General features: G+C 38.8%; 26 protein-coding genes, 1 pseudogene and 1 other annotated feature. All 27 genes and pseudogenes read left to right on the forward strand.

What is annotated here, in order from left to right:
- The first annotated feature begins 64 nt into the window (after positions 1-64).
- The 27 genes and pseudogenes from U8D43_RS07265 to U8D43_RS07395 all read left to right on the forward strand — a co-directional run bounded on the left by U8D43_RS07265 (position 65) and on the right by U8D43_RS07395 (position 25628).
- Positions 65-196 carry a hypothetical protein gene (locus tag U8D43_RS07265; protein ID WP_335870513.1) on the forward strand — a complete coding sequence of 44 codons (132 nt, stop codon included), beginning with the start codon at positions 65-67 and terminating at the stop codon, positions 194-196.
- A gap of 309 nt (positions 197-505) precedes the next feature.
- A complete protein-coding gene (mraZ, locus tag U8D43_RS07270; protein WP_335870514.1) occupies positions 506-937 on the forward strand; it encodes a division/cell wall cluster transcriptional repressor MraZ in 432 nt (143 codons plus the stop codon).
- 32 nt (positions 938-969) lie between these two features.
- Positions 970-1905: a 16S rRNA (cytosine(1402)-N(4))-methyltransferase RsmH gene (rsmH, locus tag U8D43_RS07275; RefSeq protein WP_335870515.1), complete on the forward strand. Its 936-nt coding sequence runs from the start codon at positions 970-972 to the stop codon at positions 1903-1905.
- A 32-nt stretch (positions 1906-1937) separates the two neighbouring features.
- Positions 1938-2303, forward strand: a complete 366-nt coding sequence (gene ftsL / locus U8D43_RS07280) for a cell division protein FtsL (protein ID WP_335870516.1) — start codon at positions 1938-1940, stop codon at positions 2301-2303.
- A complete protein-coding gene (locus U8D43_RS07285; RefSeq protein ID WP_335870517.1) occupies positions 2300-4504 on the forward strand; it encodes a penicillin-binding protein in 2205 nt (734 codons plus the stop codon). Before ftsL ends, U8D43_RS07285 begins: the two co-directional genes overlap by 4 nt.
- A gap of 326 nt (positions 4505-4830) precedes the next feature.
- Positions 4831-6744, forward strand: a complete 1914-nt coding sequence (locus U8D43_RS07290) for a stage V sporulation protein D (protein ID WP_335870518.1) — start codon at positions 4831-4833, stop codon at positions 6742-6744.
- A 131-nt stretch (positions 6745-6875) separates the two neighbouring features.
- Entirely contained in the window at positions 6876-8354 is a 1479-nt protein-coding gene (locus tag U8D43_RS07295; protein ID WP_335870519.1) for a UDP-N-acetylmuramoyl-L-alanyl-D-glutamate--2,6-diaminopimelate ligase, read from the forward strand.
- Positions 8341-8802 carry a hypothetical protein gene (locus U8D43_RS07300; RefSeq protein WP_335870520.1) on the forward strand — a complete coding sequence of 154 codons (462 nt, stop codon included), beginning with the start codon at positions 8341-8343 and terminating at the stop codon, positions 8800-8802. The genes U8D43_RS07295 and U8D43_RS07300 overlap by 14 nt, the downstream gene beginning before the upstream one ends.
- Positions 8803-8804: 2 nt before the next feature.
- Positions 8805-9779 (forward strand): phospho-N-acetylmuramoyl-pentapeptide-transferase, encoded by a 975-nt coding sequence (gene mraY, locus U8D43_RS07305; RefSeq protein WP_335870521.1) that lies wholly within the window; start codon positions 8805-8807, stop codon positions 9777-9779.
- The gene (gene murD, locus U8D43_RS07310) at positions 9779-11131 is read left to right on the forward strand and encodes a UDP-N-acetylmuramoyl-L-alanine--D-glutamate ligase (RefSeq protein ID WP_335870522.1); all 1353 of its coding nucleotides are present in this window, start codon (positions 9779-9781) and stop codon (positions 11129-11131) included. Before mraY ends, murD begins: the two co-directional genes overlap by 1 nt.
- A gap of 82 nt (positions 11132-11213) precedes the next feature.
- Entirely contained in the window at positions 11214-12314 is a 1101-nt protein-coding gene (spoVE, locus tag U8D43_RS07315; RefSeq protein WP_335870523.1) for a stage V sporulation protein E, read from the forward strand.
- A 407-nt stretch (positions 12315-12721) separates the two neighbouring features.
- A complete protein-coding gene (locus tag U8D43_RS07320) occupies positions 12722-13504 on the forward strand; it encodes a cell division protein FtsQ/DivIB (RefSeq protein WP_335870524.1) in 783 nt (260 codons plus the stop codon).
- Positions 13494-14189: a DUF881 domain-containing protein gene (locus tag U8D43_RS07325; protein ID WP_335870525.1), complete on the forward strand. Its 696-nt coding sequence runs from the start codon at positions 13494-13496 to the stop codon at positions 14187-14189. Before U8D43_RS07320 ends, U8D43_RS07325 begins: the two co-directional genes overlap by 11 nt.
- Positions 14190-14208: 19 nt before the next feature.
- Complete coding sequence (locus tag U8D43_RS07330) at positions 14209-14940, forward strand: DUF881 domain-containing protein (protein WP_442893575.1); 732 nt, start codon at positions 14209-14211, stop codon at positions 14938-14940.
- Between the two features lie 4 nt (positions 14941-14944).
- Positions 14945-15307 (forward strand): small basic family protein, encoded by a 363-nt coding sequence (locus tag U8D43_RS07335; protein ID WP_335870527.1) that lies wholly within the window; start codon positions 14945-14947, stop codon positions 15305-15307.
- A 120-nt stretch (positions 15308-15427) separates the two neighbouring features.
- Complete coding sequence (gene ftsA, locus U8D43_RS07340) at positions 15428-16708, forward strand: cell division protein FtsA (protein ID WP_335870528.1); 1281 nt, start codon at positions 15428-15430, stop codon at positions 16706-16708.
- 41 nt (positions 16709-16749) lie between these two features.
- Positions 16750-17901 carry a cell division protein FtsZ gene (ftsZ, locus tag U8D43_RS07345; RefSeq protein WP_335870529.1) on the forward strand — a complete coding sequence of 384 codons (1152 nt, stop codon included), beginning with the start codon at positions 16750-16752 and terminating at the stop codon, positions 17899-17901.
- Positions 17902-18366: 465 nt separating this feature from the next.
- Positions 18367-19293: a sigma-E processing peptidase SpoIIGA gene (gene spoIIGA, locus U8D43_RS07350; RefSeq protein WP_335870530.1), complete on the forward strand. Its 927-nt coding sequence runs from the start codon at positions 18367-18369 to the stop codon at positions 19291-19293.
- 54 nt (positions 19294-19347) lie between these two features.
- A complete protein-coding gene (sigE, locus tag U8D43_RS07355; RefSeq protein ID WP_335870531.1) occupies positions 19348-20067 on the forward strand; it encodes an RNA polymerase sporulation sigma factor SigE in 720 nt (239 codons plus the stop codon).
- 242 nt (positions 20068-20309) lie between these two features.
- The gene (gene sigG, locus U8D43_RS07360) at positions 20310-21086 is read left to right on the forward strand and encodes an RNA polymerase sporulation sigma factor SigG (RefSeq protein WP_335870532.1); all 777 of its coding nucleotides are present in this window, start codon (positions 20310-20312) and stop codon (positions 21084-21086) included.
- Between the two features lie 532 nt (positions 21087-21618).
- The gene (locus tag U8D43_RS07365; protein WP_335870533.1) at positions 21619-21900 is read left to right on the forward strand and encodes a YlmC/YmxH family sporulation protein; all 282 of its coding nucleotides are present in this window, start codon (positions 21619-21621) and stop codon (positions 21898-21900) included.
- A gap of 61 nt (positions 21901-21961) precedes the next feature.
- On the forward strand, positions 21962-22783 hold the full coding sequence (gene pgeF / locus U8D43_RS07370; RefSeq protein ID WP_335870534.1) for a peptidoglycan editing factor PgeF: 822 nt from the start codon (positions 21962-21964) through the stop codon (positions 22781-22783).
- Complete coding sequence (locus U8D43_RS07375; protein WP_335870535.1) at positions 22780-23454, forward strand: YggS family pyridoxal phosphate-dependent enzyme; 675 nt, start codon at positions 22780-22782, stop codon at positions 23452-23454. Before pgeF ends, U8D43_RS07375 begins: the two co-directional genes overlap by 4 nt.
- A 134-nt stretch (positions 23455-23588) precedes the next feature.
- A pseudogene (locus U8D43_RS07380) lies at positions 23589-23912 on the forward strand (cell division protein SepF); the annotation flags it as partial.
- Positions 23913-23919: 7 nt separating this feature from the next.
- Positions 23920-24180, forward strand: a complete 261-nt coding sequence (locus U8D43_RS07385; RefSeq protein ID WP_335870537.1) for a YggT family protein — start codon at positions 23920-23922, stop codon at positions 24178-24180.
- Between the two features lie 67 nt (positions 24181-24247).
- Positions 24248-25021 carry a YlmH family RNA-binding protein gene (locus tag U8D43_RS07390; RefSeq protein ID WP_335870538.1) on the forward strand — a complete coding sequence of 258 codons (774 nt, stop codon included), beginning with the start codon at positions 24248-24250 and terminating at the stop codon, positions 25019-25021.
- Between the two features lie 91 nt (positions 25022-25112).
- Entirely contained in the window at positions 25113-25628 is a 516-nt protein-coding gene (locus U8D43_RS07395; protein ID WP_335870539.1) for a DivIVA domain-containing protein, read from the forward strand.
- Between the two features lie 45 nt (positions 25629-25673).
- Positions 25674-25900 (forward strand) — a binding site (T-box leader).
- Positions 25901-25914: the final 14 nt, after the last annotated feature.

A 25914-nucleotide genomic window follows, 5' to 3' on the forward strand; every position in this document is an offset into this window, starting at 1 on the left:
CCCAGGGACGGCAGGCATCTGGCAGAACACGTAGTGAAGCCTGCTTCACGCAGTGGTCTGACAAATGCCCGAGTCCCTAGCCACCGCAGCTGGATCACGAAAAGCGGAAGTGGCTGCCCAGGGACGGCAGGCATCTGGCAGAACACGTAGTGAAGCCTGCTTCACGCAGTGGTCTGACAAATGCCCGAGTCCCTAGCCACCGCAGCTGGATCACGAAAAGCGGAAGTGGCTGCCCAGCGGCGTTAGGCAAATGAAGAACTCGGAGGTGATGCCTGCATCGCTGGAGGGTTATTCATTTGACCCCGAGCCGCAAGCCACTGCAGCTAGATCCGTCTGTTTTTGATAGAAATCAACAATGAAATGGAGGATTTAGTCAAAAATTAGATGAAAAAAGCCAGAATGTATACGAAAGGAGCCTTACATAAAAATGCCAAGATATTCACAAAAAGAAGTGGTGAAAAGTGGGGGGATGTGGTAAAGTTATGGGTGAAAGTGGGGGTAGCTTATGTTCATGGGAGAATACCATCATTCGATTGATCAAAAGGGACGACTTATTGTTCCCGCGAAATTCCGTGACCACTTAGGTGATTCTTTTGTGATAACTCGTGGATTGGACCAATGTTTGTTTGGATATCCTCAGGATGAATGGAAGCTACTAGAAGAAAAGTTAAAAGTATTACCACTTACGAAGAAAGATGCTCGTGCTTTTACTCGATTTTTCTTTTCAGGTGCTACAGAGTGCGAATTGGACAAGCAGGGAAGAATTAATTTGCCGTCAACTCTCACAACGTATGCGAAACTTGAAAAAGAGTGTGTGGTTCTTGGTGTTTCCAATCGAATTGAGATTTGGAGTAAGACATTATGGGAAGACTACTTTACACAATCAGAGGACTCCTTTGCAGAGCTTGCCGAAAATATGATTGGAATTGATATTTAAGGCGAATTATTCGATTGGAAAGGTTGAAAAACATGTTTACTCATACAACAGTGTTATTAAAAGAGACAGTAGATGGTTTACACGTTAAGCCAAATGGGATTTATGTGGATTGTACGTTAGGCGGAGCAGGTCATAGTGAATACTTACTTTCTCAACTAAATCCAGATGGACATTTATTTGCTTTCGATCAAGATGAAACGGCCCTTAATTATGCCAAGATGAAATTAGCTCCTTATGAAGCTAAAGTGACTTTCATTCAGTCGAATTTCCAGCATATTAAAAGAGAATTAAATGATAGAGGAATTGAAAAAGTTGATGGGATTTTATATGATCTTGGAGTTTCATCTCCTCAGTTAGATACCCCCGAGCGTGGATTTAGCTACCATCATGATGCCCCGTTAGATATGCGAATGGACCTTGAAGGAGATGTGTCTGCTTTTGATGTGGTGAACGAGTGGTCATACGAGAAGCTCGTTCGAATCTTCTTTCAGTATGGAGAAGAAAAATTTTCTAAACAAATTGCCCGGAAAATTGAAGCAGCTCGAGAACTAGCTCCGATTAATACCACAGGAGAATTGGTGGATTTAATAAAAGAGGGAATACCCGCTCCAGCAAGGCGAAAAGGTGGCCATCCAGCGAAAAGAGTCTTTCAGGCAATTCGAATTGCAGTAAATAATGAATTGGGTGTTTTTGAAGATTCTATTAAGCAGGCTATTGATCTCCTGAAAAAAAACGGAAGAATCAGTGTAATTACTTTCCATTCATTAGAAGACCGAATTTGTAAATCGGTATTTAGAGATTTAGCAAAAGGTCCAGATCTTCCGCCGGGTTTACCCATCATACCTGAAGGGTATCAGCCAACAGTAAAGCTCGTAACCAGAAAGCCGATTTTACCCTCGGAAGAAGAGTTAGAGAGCAATAATCGGGCTCGGTCTGCAAAGTTAAGAATTGCAGAAAAAAATAAATGATAGCGAAAATGGAGGAGAGAGGGGAAATCTAAATGAGTAATCTTGCGAGAAAATATCAAGATCAAACCGTCACTCATGTTCAACCATCTAAACAACCAACCTCAAAACCCCGAGTTGCAAAAAGATTGTTTACAGCCGGAGAAAAACTACTTTTCTCGATTCTAATTGCCATTGTCAGTTTTTTGGCTGTTCAAATAGTGACTACTCAGGCAGCGATTTATGAGGTGAATAAAGGCATTCAAGAGGTGGAATCCTCGATTGAATCACAACAAAAGGTTAATGAAAATCTTAAAGTTCAAATAGGTGAACTAAGCGAGTATGACCGAATTTTAGAAAAAGCAAAGCGGTCAGGATTAGATTTAAAGGAAGAAAATATTAAGGTTGTTGAATCACGATGATGAAGAGAAGAGTTGCGAGGAAAATAGGAGCAGGAATATTGTTTTCGATATTCGGTCTGCTCTTTTTTTTATTAATTGTTAGGTTTGTAACTATACAAGTAACAGGAGAAGTGGAAGGCCGAGTGCTTTCTGCTGAAGCGGCAGAGAAATATGCGAAAAACCGCATATTGGAATCAAAACGCGGAACGATTTACGATCAAAATGGTCAAGTGATAGCAGAAGAATCCACTTCCTACAAATTAATTGCGGTTTTAGATAGTTCTTTAACAGCAGATATTGAGAACCCAAATCATGTGACGGATCCACGAAAAACTGCTGAGATTTTATCTCAATATATTGAGATGAGCGAAACCGGAATTTTTGCGCGTTTAACAAAAAAAGGTGCAAAACAAGTTGAGTTTGGGGCTGCTGGAAGGGACATTCCTTCTTTCATTAAAAATGAATTAGCTGAGAAGAACCTTCCGGGAATTTCATTTATTGAAGAATCAAAACGCTTCTATCCAAATGGTACATTTGCCTCTCACTTAATTGGATTTGTAATGAGCGAAGAAGTCGACGGCAAGATGGTCACGTCAGGGAAGATGGGGATAGAAAGCAGCTTGAACGACATGCTCTCGGGTGTAGACGGAAAAATTCAATATGATTCGGATAAATGGGGGTATCTTCTTCCAAACGGAGAAGAATTAATGACTCCACCTCAGGATGGGTTTGATGTTCATTTAACACTTGAAAACAAAATTCAGACCTTTTTAGAAGACGCCTTGAGCCGAGTTGAGGCAGAGTATAAACCAGAAAAAATGATCGCTATTGTCGCAGACCCAAAAACAGGCGAGATTTTAGGAATGGGTCAGCGTCCAACCTTTCATCCTGATACAAGGATTGGGTTAGATAATTGGAAGAATGAAGTTGTCGAAGCTTCCATTGAACCTGGTTCGACGATGAAATCATTTTCTTTAGCTGCAGCTGTTGACTCAGGTTCGTTCAACCCAAATGCAACGTATCAATCGGGTACCTATTATGTTGGGGACGTACCAATTCGGGATCATAACTACGGAAATGGTTGGGGCGTAATCACGTTTCTTGAAGGTGTGCAACATTCTTCTAACGTTGCCTTTGCGTATTTGCTGGAATTAATGGGCGAAGAAACTTACCGTGAATATTTAGATCGTTTTCATTTTGGTGTGCCAACAGGAATTGAATTACCGAATGAAGCATCAGGTCAAATACTCTATCATTACCCAATAGAGAAAGTGACCACCGTCTTTGGGCAAGGAACAACATTGACACCGCTGCAAATTATACAAGCGGAATCGGCAATCGCAAATGATGGAAAAATGATGAAGCCCTATGTCATTCGAAAAGTTGTGAACCCTAGCTCCAATGAAATTGTTAAGGAAAACAAACCTACTGTTGTTGGAGAACCTATTTCACCTGAATCAGCTAAATTAGTTCGTGAATACCTTGAAACGACTGTGACCTCTCCTGATGGGACTGGGAAATATTTTGATATTGAAGGTTATCAAGTTTCAGGGAAGTCAGGGACCGCACAAATTGCAGATCCTAATACCGGGAAATATCTAGATAAAAGTGGATCAAGAACAGATTACTTGTTTTCTTTCCTGGGGATGGCTCCGTCAGAGGATCCACAGTTGATCGTGTATGTTGCGATTCAACAACCGAATTTTCCTGGTGATGAATTTGGTTCTATTCCAGTGTCGAAGGTGTTTAATCCTGTAATGCAAAACTCTTTAAAATACTTAAACATTGAACCTGATGAGTCTGTTGATACGAATGAAGTCACTATTCCAGACATTCAGCGACGCTCGGTTAAAGATATCTCGAAAAAACTAACTGACCTTTCATTAGAGCCAGTTATTATTGGGAAAGGCTCAACGATTAAAGACGTCTATCCAAGTAGTGGGGAGAAGGTTCTATCCGGAGAAAAAGTGATTATCAAAACAGAAGGTGAGGCTATCATTCCCGATATGACGGGTTGGGCATTGCGTGATGTATTAAAAGTAGTGAACGCAACGGGACTACGCTTTAATATGACCGGAAGTGGTTTCGTCGTAAAGCAGAATTTAGCTAGTCAATCAACTATACAAAAAGGAGATTTGTTGACAGTAACCCTAGAAACACCTCTGCAAAGTATGCAAAATTCAAGTAGTGAAGTAGATTTGGAGTCTGCTCCACTTAACTAAAAGCTGCCTTTCATTAGGTAGCTTTTTTGCTTGGATATTAGTGAGGGTGAGGTCATTACAAGGTTGGGCGGACGGTTATAAATTTCTATATGTAGATGCGGCTTCTAGAGGCTTAAGGCATGTGTAACTACATAGGATCTACTCCGTGAAAAGCCATTTGTCTAGCACGCCAGGGAAACTACTTCCACTTTTCGTTAGTCTAGTTGTTTTGCTGTTTTTTGTCTTCGACGAATAGTGTTTCACAGTATCGGTAACTTACACCGTTCCTTTTTCATATCTCATTTGGTACAAGCATATATTGAACTGATAGGATGAGGAGGGACAAGATGAAGAGAGTATCAAATGTTACTGTTAGAAAGCGGTTGACTTATACGTTTCTGATAGGGATTATGATCTTTGCTGTGATTGATTTTCGGCTTGGGTATGTTCAATTTTTCTTAGGAAATGAACTGACCGGTTTAGCGAAGGATTCGTGGAGTCGGAATATTCCTTTTGAACCGGAGCGAGGAAAAATACTTGATCGGAATGGAGCAGAATTAGCGACTAATCAAAGTTCTCCGACGGTTTACGTGGTGCCGAGACAAATTGAGGACCCCGTCAAAACAGCGGAAATTTTGGCTGCTACCTTAAATATGTCAAAAGAAAAAGCTTACGGACATATCACGAAAAAGACTAGTATTGAACGTATTCCAGAAGGAAGAAAAATTTCTTATGAAAAAGCGCAAGAAGTTGAAGATTTAAAATTGAAAGGTGTTTATATTGCCGAGGATTCAACTAGATACTATCCAAATGGTAGTTATCTTTCTCATGTTCTAGGTTTTGCGGGAATAGATAATCAAGGGTTAATGGGTTTAGAGAAATACTACGATAAAGAATTGAGCGGGGAAAGAGGGTCGGTTCAATTTTATGCCGATGCTAAAGGGAAAGGAATGCCAAACATGGCAGACGATTTTGCTCCACCGGTTGATGGTCTAGATTTGCGATTAACGATCGATAAAAAAGTACAAACCATTATGGAACGGGAATTGGATAATGCGCAAGCGCTATATGATCCCGATGGTATCATCGCCATAGCGATGAACCCTAACACCGGTGAGATAGTAGCAATGTCTTCTCGACCGACTTTTGATCCGGCTAACTTTCAAGAAGTGCCCCAAGAAGTGTATAATCGGAATTTACCGATTTGGAGCACATACGAGCCGGGCTCCACCTTTAAAATTATCACGTTAGCAGCAGCGATTGAAGAAGATTTGGTGGACTTAGAAAATGAACATTTTTATGATCCGGGTTATACCGAAGTCGCAGGATCAACCCTGCATTGCTGGAGTCGAGGAGGTCATGGGGATCAGACATATTTAGAAGTTGTCCAAAATTCATGTAACCCAGGTTTTGTTGAACTAGGGGAGCGGCTAGGGAAAGAGACGCTATTTAAGTATATTGAAGATTTTGGTTTTGGAGAAAAAACCGGCATTGATTTACAAGGGGAAGGGACGGGCATATTATTTGACCTTGACCGAGTAGGTCCTGTTGAACTTGCGACAACCGCATTTGGGCAAGGGGTGGCTGTAACGCCGATTCAACAAGTAGCGGCCGTTTCTGCGGCTGTAAATGGTGGCACCTTGTATCAGCCTTATATTGCCAAAGAATTAGTGGATCCTCAAACAGGGGAAGTGGTGATGAGAAATTCGCCAATTGCCAAACGACAAGTCATTTCAAAAGAAGCTTCCGATGAAATTCGCCATGCCTTAGAAAGTGTTGTAGCAGTTGGAACTGGTCGTGGTGCGTTTGTCGATTCTTATCGGGTAGGTGGAAAAACGGGAACCGCACAAAAAGTCGACGAAGGAAAATATCTTGAGAATAATCATATTGTTTCATTTATGGGAGTCGCCCCAATGGATGACCCTCAAGTGGTGGTCTATTTAGCGGTCGATAACCCGAAAAATACCGTTCAATTTGGAGGCGTTGTTGCGGCTCCAATCGTAGGGAATATGATTGAAGATATAATGTCTGCCCTTGAAGTTCAGCCACGTAAAGATCAAATTGAAAAAAAAGCAAAATGGGATGATGTCCCACTAGTGGAGGTTCCTGACCTCAAAGGCTTAACGAAAAAGGAATTGTCTCAACAACTTTACAATTTAAATTTAGATATTTCAGGAGAGGGGGATAAGGTAGTCACGCAATCTCCTCTTCCCGGTGTAAAGGTAGAAGAGAGAAGTACTATTCGAGTTTTTCTCCAATAGATAAGTTTATGGGATAATGCCTAGCCCTTTCCGAATAAGCTATAAGTAAAATATGAAAATGCATCATAGCTTTCAAGAACGTTTTTTTGTAAAATAGAATGGGCTGCTTTTTAAAATGAGGAGTTGAAACGATGAAACTGCATACTTTGATCAAAGTATTGCCTTTGTACTCTCTGCACGGAGCAGGAAACCCCCTTATTCATCAACTTAAAGACCATCATTCGGATGTAAAACAAGGCGACCTCTTCTTTTGTATAAAAGGTGAAAAAATCGACAGTCATGATTTTGTGAATGAAGCGGTTGAGTCTGGAGCGGTTGCGGTTGTAACTGAGAAACCTCTACTCAACAACGTTCCTTGTCTCGTTGTTGAGAATACAAGAAAAGCCATGGCTATTTTGGCAGATCACTTCTATGGGCAGCCAAGCAAGAAGCTATCCTTAATCGGCATTACCGGAACAAATGGCAAGACCACCACGTCGCATATGATTGAAAAAATATTACGCGATGCATCCAAGAAAACCGGATTGGTCGGTACTTTGTATAGTCGAATCGGTTCAGAAGAAACGACTATGTCGAATACCACACCTAATAGTTTGTATTTACAACCCTTTTTTTCAAAGTTAGTACAAGAACAGGGGACTCATGCCATAATGGAAGTGTCCTCCCACGCTTTAGTTCAAGGTAGGGTGCATGGGTGTGATTTTGATGTGGCAGTGTTTACGAATTTATCACAAGATCACCTCGATTATCATGGTACGATGGAAGAGTATCGATATGCAAAGGGGTTATTATTTTCTCAATTAGGGAATTCCTATAGCACGAGTCGTCCGAAGTATGCGATATTAAATATAGATGACCCAGAGGCTGGTTTCTTTTACCAATCAACAGCCGCTCATGTCCTCACCTATGGTATTCGGAATAATGCGGACTTTATGGCGAAGAATATCGATATGAATCAATATGGTACAACGTTTACGTTGCAAACACCTTCTGAGGAAAGAAACGTGACGGTTCCGATCGTTGGTGAATTCAACGTTTATAATCTACTAGCTGCCATAGCCGCGGGGTATATCGAGAAAATTCCTTTGGGGAAAATGGTTGAAAGCATGAAATCCTTCAGTGGAGTAAAAGGTCGTTTTCAATTAATTCAAGAAGGCCAAGACTTTATGGTTATCGTGGATTATGCGCACACACCTGCCGGGTTAAAAAACGTACTTGAAACGATTAAAAAGTTTGTAAAAGGGAAAGTATGGGTTGTCGTTGGTTGTGGAGGAGATCGAGACAAACTAAAAAGACCTCAAATGGCTCTAGTTGCCTGTCAATTCGCTGATCATGCCATTTTCACCACAGATAATCCTAGAACTGAAGATCCACTCCGTATTATCAAAGATATGGAAAGGGGAGGAATTGTAGGGAAGTATACGTCAATCGTCGATCGGAAACAGGCGATAACCACTGCCATATTACAAGGGGAAAAATCCGATGTAATTATTATCGCAGGAAAAGGTCATGAAAGTTATCAGCTCATTGGAACAGATGTTTTAGAATTTGATGATGTGTCCGTGAGTCAGGAAGCTCTTAAAGAGCTTGTAGAGTATGATCGGAATTGAACAAATACGAAAATTTTCAGTGAAAGAACATGGGTTGAAAGAGCAGAGAATTTGCTTTCATACCCTTTCACTAGATGAAGAGACAAAGATGCCGAAAGGATTATTTTTATCGAATGATTGTACAAAGATAAAAACAGCAATGGAAAATGGCTGTATTGCAGTTGTTATTTCGGCAGATCAAGCCCTTCCGCGGTGGCTTCCTAATCACTTTCCAGTCTTTATTGTTGAACATCCAGTAACATTTCTATTCTTATTATTACAAGACTATAAGAAAATATTGCAGAAAGAAAAGTGGGAGAAGATGACGAAATTGGTTGTTAATAAACAAGTTTTACTAAAATTAAACAGAAATACAAACAATAAACAAAATACAAACAATAAACAAAATACAGTGGACGAAGTCATTACAATGATGAACTTAGTTACTCAGCTAGAAAGGAGGGGGTAGACATGTTAGAGCAAGTGATCATTTTTTCCATTGTGATGGCGTTTTTAATCACTGTTGTCTTATCCCCTCTCTTTATTCCTTTTTTACGACGACTAAAGTTTGGCCAAAGCATTCGGGAAGAAGGACCGAAATCACATTTGAAAAAAACGGGTACTCCAACGATGGGTGGCGTCGTCATTCTCTTATCGATTGTGATTACGACCTTCGTTATGACGTTGAAATTTTCAGCTCCAGGAGTAGAAATGTATTTACTCTTATTAGTAACTTTAGGTTTTGGCTTACTAGGATTTTTAGATGACTTTATCAAAGTGGTAATGAAGCGAAATCTTGGGTTAACCTCTAAACAAAAATTAGTTGGTCAAATTGTGATCTCAATCATTTTCTATGTGGTGTTTGTGCAAAATAGTTTTTCAACTGAAGTAAGTATTCCATTAACGAATATGTCGCTCGACTTGGGATGGTTTTATGTCCTATTCATTATATTTTGGTTAGTCGGATTTTCAAATGCTGTGAACTTAACGGACGGTCTCGATGGTTTAGTATCAGGCACGGCAGCCATTGCCTTCGGCGCATTAGCGGTATTAGCGTGGAGCCAGTCGCAATATGATATTGCAGTCTTTTCTGTGGCTGTAGCTGGTGCTGTACTTGGTTTTTTAGTGTTTAACGTTCACCCTGCAAAAGTATTTATGGGGGATACAGGATCACTCGCGCTTGGTGGTGCCTTTGCCACGATAGGAATTTTATTAAAAGTTGAAATCTTATTAATCTTGATTGGTTTAGTGTTTGTAGTTGAAACGATGAGTGTCATATTACAAGTAATTTCCTTCAAAACTACTGGAAAAAGGATTTTTAGAATGAGTCCTCTTCACCATCACTATGAGCTTGTAGGATGGTCTGAATGGCGGGTTGTAGCCACGTTTTGGTTAGTAGGGTTAGTATGTGCAGTGTTAGCTATTTATATCGAGGTGTGGTTGTGATGAGAGAAACGACAAAATATCAGCACAAAAAAGTATTGGTTTTAGGATTGGCGAAAAGCGGTGTCAGTGCGGCTAGATTGCTTCACAAGCTCGAAGCGTTTGTTACAGTCAATGACTTTAAAACATTACCAGAAAATCCAGAAGCAAAAGGGTTGTTAGCTGAAGGAATAAAAGTCATTTGCGGCGGACACCCGATTGACTTATTGGATGAAGGATTTGAGTACATAGTGAAGAATCCAGGAATTCCCTATACCAACCCTATCGTTGCGGGTGCACTGGCTAAAGGGATTCCTATTTTAACAGAAGTTGAGTTAGCCTACGAAGTATCAGAAGCACCGATGATTGGCATTACAGGGACGAATGGGAAAACGACAACAACTACTCTTATTTATGAAATGTTACAAGAAGCTCAAAGAAGTCCGTTAATAGCGGGTAACATAGGTACAGTTGCCTCTGAAGTTGCTCAAGAGGCAACTGAGAAGAATACGATGGTGGTTGAATTATCATCCTTCCAATTGATGGGAATTGAATCATTCCGTCCCAAAATTGCAGTTATGACAAATTTGTATGAAGCACATTTAGATTATCATGGAAGCAAAAGGGAGTATGCGAAAGCCAAAGAGAATATTACTAAAAACCAGACGGAAGAAGATTTTTTGGTCCTGAATGCAGACCAACCCGCCTTGAATGAGTTATTTCAAGGAAGTCTTGCTAAAACAGTGTTTTTCTCAACGGAAACAACTTTGAAGCGAGGAGGCTATATAAAAGACGGATCGCTTTTTTATAACGAAGAAGAAATTATTGAATTAGAGAATGTAGTTCTGCCAGGAAAACACAACTCAGAAAATATTCTGGCCGCTATTTGTGTTTGTAAAATCCTAGGGGTGGAGAATGAGGCGATAGTCTCAATCTTAACCCAATTTGCCGGGGTGAAACATCGAACTCAATTTGTAGCAGAACGATTCGGGAGAAAATTTTATAATGATTCAAAAGCAACAAACTCGCTCGCAACCAAAAGTGCTCTCTTAGCATTTGAGCAACCAGTCATTTTACTAGCAGGTGGATTAGATCGTGGTCAAAGTTTTGACGAACTGATTCCCTATTTAAAAAATGTAAAGGGAATGATCACCTTTGGTCAAACATCAAAGAAATGGGAAGAAACTGCAGTGAAAGCAGGGATAGATCAGATTATTTCTGTCGATAATGTAGGAAGTGCCGTCCCTGCAGCTTATAATTTATCTGCAGAAGGAGATGTCATCTTATTATCTCCAGCTTGTGCTTCGTGGGATCAATACAAAACTTTTGAAGAACGTGGTGACATGTTTATTCAAGCGGTGCATAAACTAAAATAAGGGCTTGTCTCTATTTTCTTATTCTATTTTTAGTAGGAAGGGACATTAACCTGGCTCTAATCTGTGTATAGAGGTGTTTATTGTGCCCGTAAAAAAATCAAACCCAGATTTTGTTCTACTTCTTGTAACACTTGGATTATTGTCTCTTGGTTTAATCATGGTTTATAGTGCTAGTGCAGTATGGGCAGAATTTAAATTTGGGGATGAATTCTTTTTCGTAAAACGTCAACTATTGTTTGCAGGGGTAGGGCTTGTTGCCTTGTTCTTTGTTATGAAAATAGACTACTGGACTTGGAGAAATTGGGCAAAAATCGCAGTGATTGTTTGTTTTATCTTATTGGTTGCGGTATTAATACCTGGAATTGGAATGGAGAGAAATGGATCGAGAAGTTGGATTGGGGTAGGTGCTTTTTCCATTCAACCTTCAGAATTTATGAAACTTGCCATGATTGCCTTTTTAGCTAAATACTTGTCTCAAGACCAAAAATATATCACCTCTTTCCGAAAAGGTGTTCTTCCTTCGCTATTGTTAGTTTTTACAGCTTTTGGACTAATTATGCTCCAACCTGATTTAGGTACAGGCACGGTAATGGTAGGGACTTGTGTGGTTATGATTTTTATTGCTGGTGCCAAAATTTCTCACTTTGCTTGGTTAGGTGTGCTTGGTTTACTTGGATTTGTTGGGTTGGTCGCATCAGCACCATATAGAATGAAGCGAATTACTTCATTTTTAGATCCGTGGGAAGATCCTCTAGGAAGTGGTTTTCAAATGATTCAATCCCTATATGCAATCGGACCGGGAGGGTTATTTGGCTTAGGATTAGGTGAGAGCAGGCAAAAATATTTTTACCTTCCTGAACCTCAGAATGACTTTATTTTTGCAATCATTGCGGAGGAATTAGGTTTCATTGGAGGTAGTTTCGTTCTCTTGTTGTTTGCCCTATTGTTATGGAGAGGAATTCGGATCTCCTTAGGTGCAACAGATTTGTTTGGAAGCTTTCTTGCAGTAGGAATCGTTTCCATGGTTGCCATCCAGGTTATGATCAATGTAGGAGTAGTAACCGGATTAATGCCAGTCACAGGGATAACACTTCCATTTTTAAGTTATGGTGGTTCCTCCTTGACGTTGATGCTGGTTGCAATAGGTGTTTTGTTAAATATTAGTCGGTATTCACGTTTCTAGGAAGGGGGCTAAATTGTTCCCTTTTTCTTTTTTTGTTCGACGACAATCATTACATTTCGGTTACATTCGTCAAAAACCACTATAGTCGGGTTTAAATTATAGTAAGATAAGGAACATATTAGAGGTTGCTCATCTGATTTGATTCTTTTTATAGCATGATTGGGATTCCAACAGCTATGAAATCCCTATTCTTATATACTCAAGTAGATCAATTGAAGTAGACAGAAAGAAGTTTTATAGGAAAATACATAAATCCTCTTTTAACCTTATCCTCCTTCATATAAAATAAAGGTAATTACACTAAAAAAGTACGTGTTTATTGCCAATAAGCAAAGGTCAACTTTCGAATATTGTTGTCCTTCCTTTTTTTAGAGGTAGGAAGAACTTTTTTAGGTGGAGGGAACAAGATGGAGAAAGGAAAAATTGTTTCTCTTGAGGATCGAATTCCGAAATTAAAACAAGCAAGAAAAAAGAAAACGAGTCGACGCTTAACTTTTTTATTAACTTTGTTTTTTCTTCTTATTGCATCAGTTGTTTATATACAGTCTCCCTGGAGTCAAGTAACTGATATTTCAGTTGAAGGGAACAAGATGGTAGATGCTGCCTTTATAAGGGACGAGTCAAGCATAGAAATTGGATCGAGCGTGTGGAAAGTGAATAAGAAGGAAGTGGCCAAAGAAATCGAATCTTTGTCTGAAGTGAAAACAGCTTATGTTGAATTTAATCTTCCTAATTCGTTTACGATTGTAGTCGAAGAATATAAGCAAGAGGCGGTCTTATTAAAAGATAATGTTTTTAAGCCTGTCCTAGAAAGTGGGCAAGTTCTAGACGTTGAGTATGAAATGACAGTGCCAATGCCTGTGCTTCGTCAATTTGATAAGAAAGAAATTATTAATGATATTGTGCGCCAGTTACAGCAAATTCCTCAGGATATTAAATACCGTATTTCAGAAATTATCTACTCGCCTAAGGAAACGGATACGTATCATATCACATTGTATATGAATGATGGATACGAAGTTAGTGCTACGATTCGCACACTTGCAGAGAAGTTAGTGCATTACCCGTCAATTGTAAATCAAATTGATGCAGGAGCACAGGGGGTCATTGATTTAGAGGTAGGTTCGTTTTTTCAAGAATATGAACAAGAAGCACCACAAGAAGATGAGGGAATAAGTAATGAAGAGTAAGTATGTTATTTTGTCTTTTGTTTGTCTAGTATTAGGGTTTATGCTGTCTTTTTCTTATAGTCAAACTCGCCAAAATGAAGAAGAGCACCATTCTCCGACCAGTTTGCAATGGAGAGAAGAAGATAATTTAAGAACTCAAATTATCTCTCAGTCAGAAACCAATAATATGTTACAAGATGAGCTTTTTCAAAAGCGAAATGAAGTTAGCGAGCATGAAAATGAATTATCAGAAGAAGAAGAAATCTTTTTCAATTTAGTAGAGGATGCGAATAAGTACCGTCTTTTTTTAGGGGAAGTAAAGGCGAAGGGACCTGGTGTAAAAGTTATTTTAGCTGATGGCGATTATAACCCTAGCGAAGAAAATGTTAATAACTATATTGTTCATGAACACCATGTATTTAAAGTAATAAATGAACTATATATATCAGGGGCCACTGCGGTTGCGATTAATGGGAAACGATTATCTCATAGTTCTTATATTATTTGTAATGGTCCTGTTATCACGGTTGATGGTGAACAGTTCCCTGCTCCTTTTGAGATTACGGCGATTGGAGAGCCTGACTTTTTGCAATCGGCCTTAAACATCGTAGGCGGTGTAAAGGATCAACTAGTAAATGATAATATTGTTTTTAGTTTAGAGATGAAAAGTACTATTGTAATGGATCCCGTTATTACAGAGTCATGAGGGTTTAGATAAGGGCAAGGTGAACCATTTGGGACAAAGAAATAAGCTTAGTTTTACAGTTATATCGATTATCATTGGCTTTATGATCGCCATTCAATTTCGCACTGTTAAGGAACCACCCATACGAGATACGCGTGATATTTGGGAATTAAGAGAAGATCTCGTGAAGGAAAAGGAAATGCACTCCACGCTTTTACGTGAAATGCGTTCCATTGATGAAACAATTGAAAAGTATGAAACGGAGAGACAAACAAGTAAAGAGTTGGCCTTACGCGACACTTTGAATGAATTAAAAATAAAAGCAGGCTTGACGGATATGATAGGTCCAGGTATTCTTCTTTCTGTCGAGCCAGTGATGAAAGATATGATACCTGGGCAGAAAGTGTTTTCCGTTTCGCCTCAATTATTAAAAAGGTTGATCAATGAGTTAAATCAATTTGGTGCTTCTCATTTGGCGATAGATGAACAACGGATTATTAATACATCGGTGATTCGAGACATCAATGGAGATACAACGGTTAATGGTGTATCCCTTTCTTCCATTCCATTTGAGATAAAAGTGATAACAAAAGATTATGAAAGTGCAGAGAAATTGTTTAAGCAAATGCAGGTTTCCAAGGCAATAGAAGATTTTTTTATAGATAATCTTCAAGTCTCTATTTCCTCACCAAAACAGGAAATTAAATTACCTTCATATGACAAGTCGATTCGTATTCGGTTAATGGAACCAGTCGAACAAGGAGGAAATTAGTTACATGTGGTTACCCTTCATTGGGCTTCTGCTTGGAGTGTTTTTTGGTCTCCTGACTGACTTACGCATTCCGGAGGAGTATTCAAATTATTTATCAATTGCTGTTTTAGCGGCATTAGATACTCTATTTGGTGGTTTACGAGCATACTTACAAAACACGTATGATGAAAAAGTATTTGTATCAGGGTTTTTCTTTAATATCCTATTAGCTGCAAGTTTAGCTTTTCTAGGGGTTCATCTTGGTGTAGACTTATACTTAGCAGCAGTTTTTGCCTTTGGAGTAAGACTTTTTCAGAATATTGCTGTGATTCGAAGATTGCTTTTAAGTAAATGGGGTACAAGTAGTCAAAAATCAGAAAAAAATTAACGATTTTAAAAGGGAAAATTCTATATATGACGAATATTTGTAATGTAAGATATACTCAATATGGAAACTTGTGAATTGTTGTTCAACGTTTCTCAGAATTATTAAGGAGGTGCCATAAGAATGAACAGCAATGAAATATTTATTAGTCTAGACATCGGTACATCCGCAGTGAAAGTAATAATTGGTGAAATGGCGAATGATGCGTTGAATATTATCGGTGTTGGGAATGTTGAATCGAAAGGAATCCGTAAAGGCTCTATCGTCGATATAGATGAAACCGTGCAGTCGATTAAAAAAGCAGTCGAACAAGCTGAAAGAATGGTTGGAATGAAGATTAACCAAGTGATTGTCGGAATCTCAGGAAATCATGTAACTCTTCAATCTAGCCAAGGTGTTGTAGCCGTTTCAAGTGATAACCGAGAAATTACCAATGAGGATGTAGCGAGAGTTTTAGATGCTACTCAAGTAGTATCGATTCCTCCTGAAAAAGAAATTATTAATACGATCCCTAAACAATTTATTGTGGACGGATTAGATGAAATTAATGATCCAAGAGGAATGATAGGTGTTCGCTTAGAAATGGAGGGCACAATAATTACGGGGAGCAAGACGATTTTACATAATACACTGCGCTGTGTTGAAAAAGCAGGCCTCGAAATTACCGACATCGTTCTCCAACCTCTTGCTGCAGGTTATGTGGCACTTTCAAAAGATGAGCAAAACTTAGGCTCCGTTCTAGTTGATATTGGTGGTGGATCAACTTCCGTAGCAGTTTTTGAAGGAGGGCATTTAAAACAAGTGCTGGTTCTTCCGGTTGGTGGTGAACATTTAACAAAGGATCTGTCTATTGGACTTCGGACCTCAACAGAAGCTGCCGACCAAATTAAGAAAAAGCATGGACATGCTTTTTATGATATGGCAAACGAGGAAGAAGTATTTAGTGTTCCGATAATAGGTAGTGATCAACATCAGCAATTTAACCAACTAGAAATTTCTGATATTATAGAAGCAAGACTGGAAGAAATCTTTGAGTTAGTCATTCATGAGCTGAAACGAATGGGAGTAAACGATTTGCCTGGTGGGATCGTTTTAACAGGTGGTTCGGCAAATATTCCTGGTATTCTTGAACTTGCTCAAATTATTTTTCAGAACTCAGTTCGAGTGGCTGTTCCTGACTATATTGGCGTGCGTGATCCGCAGTACACAACTTCTATAGGTTTAATCAAGTATTCGTATAGAAGTGCAAAATTACAAGGAAGAAGTGTGAGTGGAGCAACAATGCCAGTAGAACAGAGTGAGAATAGACAAGTGAAAGCACATGAACCAACTAAACAACCAAAGCAAGAAGAAGAAAAGATCTCTTCTCGAATGAAGAAGTTATTCGGATATTTCTTTGAATAGGTTTTTATATAGGAAATATCAACGAATTAGGAGGATTTGTCATGCTGGAGTTTGATACAAATTTAGATCAATTAGCGACAATAAAAGTGATTGGGGTTGGCGGCGGCGGGAACAATGCTGTAAACCGTATGATTGAGCATGGAGTACAAGGGGTAGAGTTTATTGCCGTTAACACTGATGCCCAAGCGTTAAACCTTTCAAAAGCAGAGATTAAAATGCAAATTGGTTCAAAACTAACAAGAGGATTAGGTGCAGGAGCAAATCCAGAAGTTGGTAAAAAGGCTGCTGAAGAAAGCAAAGAGCAAATTGAAGAGGCCCTTGAAGGTGCTGATATGGTATTTGTTACCGCTGGAATGGGCGGTGGAACCGGAACTGGAGCTGCACCTGTCATTGCTCAAATCGCTAGAGATTTAGGTGCATTAACAGTAGGTGTAGTGACAAGACCATTCACATTTGAGGGAAGAAAGCGTGCTACGCAAGCTGCCGGTGGAATTTCATCTATGAAAGAATCCGTGGATACACTGATTGTAATTCCAAATGATCGATTACTAGAAATTGTTGATAAAAGCACTCCGATGTTGGAAGCTTTCCGTGAAGCAGATAATGTTTTACGCCAAGGGGTTCAAGGTATTTCAGATTTGATCGCTGTTCCTGGATTAATCAACTTAGACTTTGCTGACGTGAAGACAATCATGTCTAACAAAGGTTCAGCTCTAATGGGTATTGGAGTAGCTGCAGGTGAAAATAGAGCGTCAGAAGCTGCGAAAAAAGCTATTTCTTCACCTTTGTTAGAAACATCAATTGATGGTGCACAAGGTGTGTTAATGAACATTACTGGTGGTTCAAACTTAAGTTTATACGAAGTACAAGAAGCAGCAGATATTGTAGCTTCTGCCTCAGATCAAGAGGTGAACATGATTTTTGGATCTGTTATTAACGATGATCTAAAGGATGAAATCGTTGTGACAGTGATAGCAACTGGATTCAATGAAGTAGCCATTCAACAAACGAAAACATCTCGTCCATCGATTGGTCAGGTTAAACAACCCCCATCAAGTGGAATAAGAGAAAATAAACGTGAAGATTTATCTACGACTGGACAAAATACCGAACCTAAAAATAATTCTCAACAAGGAACAGAAGAAGCACTAGACATTCCAACATTCCTGCGTAACCGCAACCGTCGTCGATAATTTTAAAAAGCCGAGGAAGAGAAAATTCTCTTCCTTGGCTTTTTTATATTAGGCTTTTTTATTGGGAAAAGTGCACGAAGTCAACTATATCAAGGATTTTATTCCTAGAAAAATAGCCATAATTTTTGCGAAGACAGCCTTGTATTTAAATAAGGATATGAACTAGTAGAAATCGATTTGGATGCGTCTACTATTATATTTTGTTGTTGTAAATTGTGTAGGCTCGGTGGCTTAAGACTGACTACTAATTCTATAGTCTTACAATAAATGGATTAGACAAAATTCGGTTGAATCAGAGGAAAATTCCGTCATTTCTCATACAAAAACTGACACCTTTTGATTGCGGGTTTACGTTATACTTGCTCTAATCAATGACTGTCTTCCATCCTAAAGTAAAGAATTTTATTATCGAAAATAAACTATGAGTGGTAAAAAATGAGCGAAAATGAAAAGGGAGGGGGAAGATTGGTTGTTTACTTAGATGTTATTTGGCTTCTCAACGTCCTTTTCGATACGATGCTATTATGGATGATTAGTATCTTTCTGAAAAGGGAAGCGAAATGGTGGCGTTTGTTCCTTGGGGGATTGCTAGGATCGATTATCATAATAAGTTATGTGACACCATTTGCCGCTTATGTTAATCATCCGATAAGTAAACTATTATTCTCAATTGGAATGATTTATGTGGCGTTTGGTTTTAAACGTCCTCGCTATTTTATAAATAATTTACTTATGCTTTATTTTGTAACTTTTCTGTCAGGTGGATTCTTGATGGGGATGCATTTCTTTATTCAATGGGATGATGAAATGTATACTTCTGTATTAAAAGGATCTGTGCAAGGTTTTGGAGACCCCATATCATGGATGTTTGTAATGTTTGGACTACCTGTGGCTTGGTACTTTTCGAAGAGTAGGGTGGAAAGTCTAGAGTATGCCCAAATACAATATGACCAAATCGTTACGATAACCGTATTCATCAACTCCCTTCAATTCAAGGTAAAAGGATTAGTCGATAGCGGAAACCAACTACAAGACCCATTGTCCAAAAGTCCTGTGATGATTATTTCAATTAGTCAAATAAGAGATTCTTTTCCAGAAGATTTGTTGAAGATAATACGTTCTACAGATGAATTAATGAGTAGCGAAAGTGAACTAAGTCCTGAGTGGACAGACAGAATCCGTTTTGTTCCTGCTCGATCAGTCGGAAGAACTAACCAGTTACTTGTGGCCTTTAAACCAGATACAATTCTCATCGAAAAAGGGGAAGAAAAATGGAGGGTCGTAAAGGGGCTAGTCTCATTTACAGAGGAGACACTTTCTGCAGATGATACGTTCACTTGTATTGTCCATCCGAAAATGGTGTCAGGTCCTTCAGTGCAAAGCGCATCCTAGTCATCATTGTGCAGGTGTATCCTATCAGCTGGAAAATAAGAAGGAGGGCAAACGATGAAAAAACTGCGTCTGAAATTAATGTATTGGTGGTATAAGGTTCTTATTAAACTTGGATTAAAAACAGATGAAATTTATTATATTGGAGGAAGCGAAGCTCTTCCACCGCCCCTTTCGAAAGAAGAAGAAGAAGTTTTATTAAAAAAACTTCCGAATGGAGACAAAGCAGCTCGAAGTATACTAATCGAACGCAATTTGCGACTAGTGGTGTATATTGCGCGTAAGTTTGAAAATACGGGAATCAATATTGAGGATTTAATTTCTATCGGGACGATTGGACTAATAAAAGCGGTCAACACATTTAATCCGGAGAAGAAAATCAAGTTGGCTACTTACGCGTCGAGGTGTATTGAAAATGAAATTTTAATGTATTTACGAAGAAATAATAAAATACGGTCAGAAGTGTCATTTGATGAACCGTTAAACATTGATTGGGATGGAAATGAACTGTTACTTTCCGATGTATTAGGAACAGATGATGACATTATTACAAAAGATATTGAGGCCACAGTTGATCGAAAGCTTTTATTTAACGCTCTTCATCAGCTAAATGATCGGGAAAAACAGATTATGGAGCTTCGCTTTGGATTAAATGGCGATGAAGAAAAGACACAAAAAGATGTTGCAGATCTGTTAGGTATCTCCCAATCCTATATATCGCGTCTAGAAAAACGAATAATTAAAAGGTTAAGAAAAGAGTTTAATAAGATGGTATAAAAAAAGAGCTATGTAGCTCTTTTTTTATTTTCATGAATTAGATTTATTATCGAAAATCCAAAAGAAACTAAGCCTTTCCGGTCATTCAACGAGTAAAAATAAATTTTTTTTTCAAGTATAAAAGAAGATAAGCGTTACTACTGTGATAGATGGCTGGATTAAGCAAATCGTCTTAATGCATAATTTTCCCTTCAAAGGAAATACTGAACTTTGAACATCAGCTCCTGCAAGGAGGGAAAAGAATGACACGCAATAAGGTAGAGATTTGTGGAGTAGATACTTCAAAGCTTCCAGTTTTAAAAAACGAAGAGATGAGAATCCTTTTTCGCCAAATGCAATCTGGTACTTATAGTGCGAGAGAAAAACTTGTCAATGGAAACCTTCGTTTAGTATTAAGCGTAATACAACGTTTTAATAATCGGGGAGAAAATGTAGATGACCTTTTTCAAGTCGGATGCATTGGATTAATGAAGTCAATCGATAATTTTGATTTAGGTCAAAATGTACGCTTTTCAACCTATGCAGTCCCTATGATAATCGGTGAAATACGCCGCTACCTACGTGACAACAATCCTATTCGGGTATCACGCTCCTTAAGAGACATCGCTTATAAAGCTCTTCAAGTGAGAGAGAAACTCATGGCCCAAACTTCTAGAGAACCAACGGCAGAGGAAATTTCGAAAGTGTTAGACGTTCCTCACGAAGATATTGTCTTTGCGCTAGATGCCATTCAAGACCCAGTTTCCCTGTTTGAACCTATCTACAATGATGGAGGCGATCCAATCTTTGTAATGGATCAACTAAGTGACGAAAAAAATCGTGATATTCAGTGGATAGAGGAAATTGCACTTAAAGAAGGTATGAGAAGGCTGAACGAAAGAGAAAAGTTGATCATCCGTAAACGCTTTTTCCAAGGAAAAACACAAATGGAAGTAGCCGAGGAAATTGGAATTTCCCAAGCCCAAGTATCACGTCTAGAAAAAGCAGCAATAAAGCACATGAACAAAAATATACAATAAAAAGCGAAGGTGGCTAGCTAGGGACGATAGGCATCTGTCAGAACACGCAGTGAATCCCTTTTCACGAAGTGGGCAGACAAATGCCCTAAGTCCATATTCACCGGAGCTAGCCAAATAAAAAGCGAAGGTGGCTAGCTAGGGACGATAGGCATCTGTCAGAACACGCAGTGAATCCCTTTTCACGAAGTGGGCAGACAAATGCCCTAAGTCCATATTCACCGGAGCTAGCCAAATAAAAAGCGAAGGTGGTTAGCTAGGGACGATAGGCATACGAGGTCCTGTTGCTACCACTATTCTTCAACTTGTAGGCCATACAACTTAGATCGTGAGAAGGTTTTGACCTTGTTAGTGTTGACGATTTTATAGCTGTCTCCGGTTAATGTATCATTTATTTTATGGTTTACAGCATGTCTAAATACCTGTTTAGAATTGATTTATGAATAAGAAAAAGAAGGAGTGGAGAGGGAAGGTCTGCTCCTTCTTTTTTTTGCATATAATCAAGTAAGACAGTTTTTGGGAAGAGGGGAACGAGTTGGTACGAATATCAGATTTTCAAACGAAGGATGTAGTAAGCGTATCAGACGGGAAAAAATTAGGGAATATTGGAGATATTGAAATTAATTTGGATACGGGAAAGATAGAAGCGATTGTAGTAGGTGGGACTGGGAAATTGTTGGGTTTTTTTGGTCGAGAAGAAGAAATTGTGATCCCGTGGACGGCCATTGTTAAAATCGGAGCAGATGTTATCTTAGTTCGTTTTAAAGAATCCCATTATTTACAAGGGAAATTAGACCAACCAAAAGAATCCACTTAGGAGAGTCGAGACAAGGCTCTCTTTTCTGTGTTAAACTAAAAAAAAACAGTGAGGTAAAAGGATGGAACCGTTCACAAGGTATGGGAAGAAAACGTTTATATTGTCGAGTTGGATGGAGAATTCTTCCTCTTTAATTGCAGGATTTACCACGAAAGAAGATGGGACGAGTTTGGAGCCATACTCTTCGTTAAATCTTGGTTTCCATGTTGGCGATCAACAGAATTTGGTCGTGGAAAATCGGGAGAAAGTCGCTGAAGAGATTGGTTTTCCTTTATCACTTTGGGTAGGAGCAGAGCAAACTCACGGAGATCAAATTCAAGAAATACCTCAAAAACACTTGGGGAGAGGTGCAGAGAATTATACTACTTCCTTAAAGGGAACAGATGGACTATACTCCGCAGAAAAAGGTCTTCTGCTTACGTTAGCATTTGCTGATTGTGTACCTATTTACTTCTTTGCTCCGAAGAGTCATTTAATTGGCATCGTCCATGCAGGTTGGAAAGGAACCATTGGCCAAATCGCCCTTAAAATGGTAGATAAATGGGCTTCAATGGGTGTGGCAATGTCAGATATTCAAGCCATAATTGGTCCATCAATTTGCAAAAATTGTTATAAGGTGGACGATAAAGTGATAAAAGAAATCGATAAAATAGTGACGAATATAGACGAAACGTATTATACTGTAAAAGACAAGGGACAATATTTATTAGATTTAAAACAAGTAAATCATGCTATTCTGTTAAATAGTGGCCTCTGTGAAGAGAATATTGTTACATCGAGTCTTTGCACATCTTGTCATTCTTCTAGCTTTTTTTCTCACAGACGTGACCGAGGAAAGACCGGGAGAATGCTAGGATTTATAGGTTGGAAGGAGTCGTCATGAGCGTATCAAAGAACTTAGTACGTATAGAAAAAAACATAAAAAAAGCATGCTTAAATTCTGGCCGACATGTAGAGGATGTAAAAATCATTGCTGTGACAAAATACGCCTCCATCCAGCGAACGCAAGAAGCAGTAGATGCTGGTCTACATCATTTCGGCGAAAATAGAGAAGAAGGTCTACTTGAAAAATACGAAGGAATCAACCAGGATGTTCATTGGCATTTTATCGGATCACTGCAAACTCGAAAAGTGAAAAACATAATAGAGAAAGTGAGGTATATTCACTCTCTAGATCGTATGTCATTAGCAAAAGAAATTCATAAGCGTTCGAAAAAGCCGATCTCCTGTTTTGTACAAGTGAACGTATCAGGGGAAGAATCAAAACACGGTCTAGCACCAGAAAATGTGGTAGACTTTATAAAAGAGTTGCAGCCGTACTCCAATATTATTGTCGAAGGATTAATGACGATGGCTCCCCATATTAGCAATGAAGATCGTTTGCGTACATATTTCCAGTCTCTTAGAAAGGTACAGCGAACTGTGCAAAATTTGCAACTTACCTATGCGCCCTGTAAAGAGTTGTCAATGGGTATGTCGAATGACTATGAAATTGCAATTGAAGAAGGTGCGACCTTTGTTAGAATTGGAACAGCATTAGTCGGAGATGAATAGGAGGAGAAAATATGGGAATCAAAACAAATATTAAAAAATTCTTCTTCCTTGAAGATGAAGAAGAATATATGGATTCTATGGAAGCAAACGCAAGTCAATCGGATGAAATGCATTCGTCACAATCAAGCTCCCAATCTAAGCAAAATGTTGTGAGTTTACAAAGTCTCCAAAAATCATCCAAAATGGTATTAGTAGAACCAAGAATCTATGCGGAAGCACAAGAGGTAGCGGATCACTTGAAAAATCGCCGTGCAATCGTTGTGAATCTTCAACGGATATCTCAGGATCAAGCGAAGCGGATAGTTGATTTTTTAAGTGGAACTGTATACGCTATAGGTGGAGATATTCAGCGAATAGGAACAAATATTTTTTTGTGTACACCGGATAATTACGAGGTTTCTGGGAATATCACAGAGTTTCTAAAAGAAGAAGATCTACAACAAGAATCGAGGTGGTAACATAATCATGGATTTTGTCTTCAGTATCCTTTTTCAAGTAATATCATTATACAACTGGGCGCTCATTATTTATATTCTATTGTCCTGGTTTCCAAATGCAAGAGAGAGTTCCGTCGGCCAATTTTTAGCGAGAATCTGTGAGCCGTTTCTTGAGCCATTTCGTCGTATTATTCCACCGCTTGGGGTGATTGATATTTCTCCTATCGTTGCGATTTTTACACTTCAATTTGCTGCAAGAGGACTAGCGTCGATTGCTAATATGTTTTAAGCTAAGCGTCATAACAGGGAGTAGCTAATATAGCGCTTCCATTTATTTTTCAGGTAAGGAGAGAATCGTGAATTTATATCAACATTTTCGTGAAGAAGAAAGAGCTTTTGTCGATTATGTTTTGCAGTGGGTGCAGGAAGTAGAAAATCAGTATGCCCCAAGGTTGACTGATTTTCTAGACCCTAGACAGCAATTCATTGTTACCTCCATTGTTGGAAATAGAGAGGATATTCTTATCGCATTCGGTGGAGGTAGTGAGCAGTCTGAGAGGAAGCGATGTCTACTCTATCCTTCGTATTTTGAACCACAAACAGATGACTATCAAACCGCTTTATTTTCAGTAAGTTATCAGCGGAAATTTATTACTTTAGAACATCGCCAAATGCTTGGGAGCTTAATGTCTCTTGGAATTAAACGAGAGAAATTCGGTGATATTGTGCTCCGAAACGGAGATATTCAATTTTTTGCTGTAAAAGAACTTGCATCTTATATTGAAATGAACCTGACTCACATCGGGAAAGCTGGTGTGAAGGTCACGTCATTGCCACCTGAGGAAGCCATAACAGCTGATGAGGAGTGGGTTGAAGTTGTGAAGACAGCTTCCTCTTTACGACTTGATGTGGTGTTGTCAACAGTTATCAATATGAGTAGAAGTAAAGCTCAATCGCTCATCACATCAGGTAAAGTGAAAGTAAATTGGCAAGAAATAGAATCGGTTTCCTTTACTTGTGATACTGGTGATGTACTTTCTATAAAAGGTTTTGGAAGAGTGAAGATACTATCACTAGATGGAAAAACAAAAAGAGAAAAGTGGAGAATGACTGCTGGATTTTTAAAATAAATTAAGAAATTTACAGGAATTTGTCCACAAACTGTCGAAACATCAGTATAATGTAATAGATACTTATACGAATCGCAGTGGAGGTGGCAGCATGCCCTTAACACCATTAGACATTCATAACAAGGAATTTAGTCGTGGATTCCGTGGCTATGATGAAGATGAGGTAAATGAATTTTTGGATCAAATTATTAAGGATTTTGAAATTTTGATTCGTGAGAAGAAAGAATTAGAAGAAAGTCTACATAGTATGACGGAACGTTTAGGTCACTTTACGACAATTGAAGAGACTCTGAACAAGTCGATTATCGTAGCCCAAGAAGCAGCTGGCGAAGTACGCAATAACTCACAAAAAGAAGCAAAATTAATTGTAAAAGAAGCGGAAAAGAATGCCGATCGCATTGTTAATGAATCATTAACAAAAGCGCGTAAGATTGCAATCGAAATTGAAGAGCTGAAAAAACAGTCAAAAGTTTTCCGAACTCGTTTTAAAATGTTAATTGAAGCACAATTAGATTTAATCCAAAATGATGATTGGGATCAATTAATGGAGTTTGACTTAGATGCAACTGAGTTAAAAGCACTTCAAGAAGAGGACTCTCTTACTTGACGTTCTATGGCATCTTTCATATAATAAATTCAAAATTACTATAGGAAATCTGCAGAGATAGGGACAGTACCATTCTCAAAAACTTTTTTAGCGAGTCGTGGAGAGTGAAAGCACGATAAGGCAGAGGAATGGAAGATCACCCTTGAGCCCCACCTTGAACCGTCGATGGATGAAATAGAGGTTGGCGTTTTGTTCACGTTACGAATCAAGAAAGTGGATCAGCTATGGTCTATTAGGGTGGTACCACGGGAATGTAAGCTCTCGTCCCTTTTTGGGATGAGGGCTT

Origin of the sequence: Bacillus sp. 2205SS5-2, assembly GCF_037024155.1 — a bacterium.
In the GTDB taxonomy this organism is placed as follows: domain Bacteria; phylum Bacillota; class Bacilli; order Bacillales; family Bacillaceae_K; genus Bacillus_CI.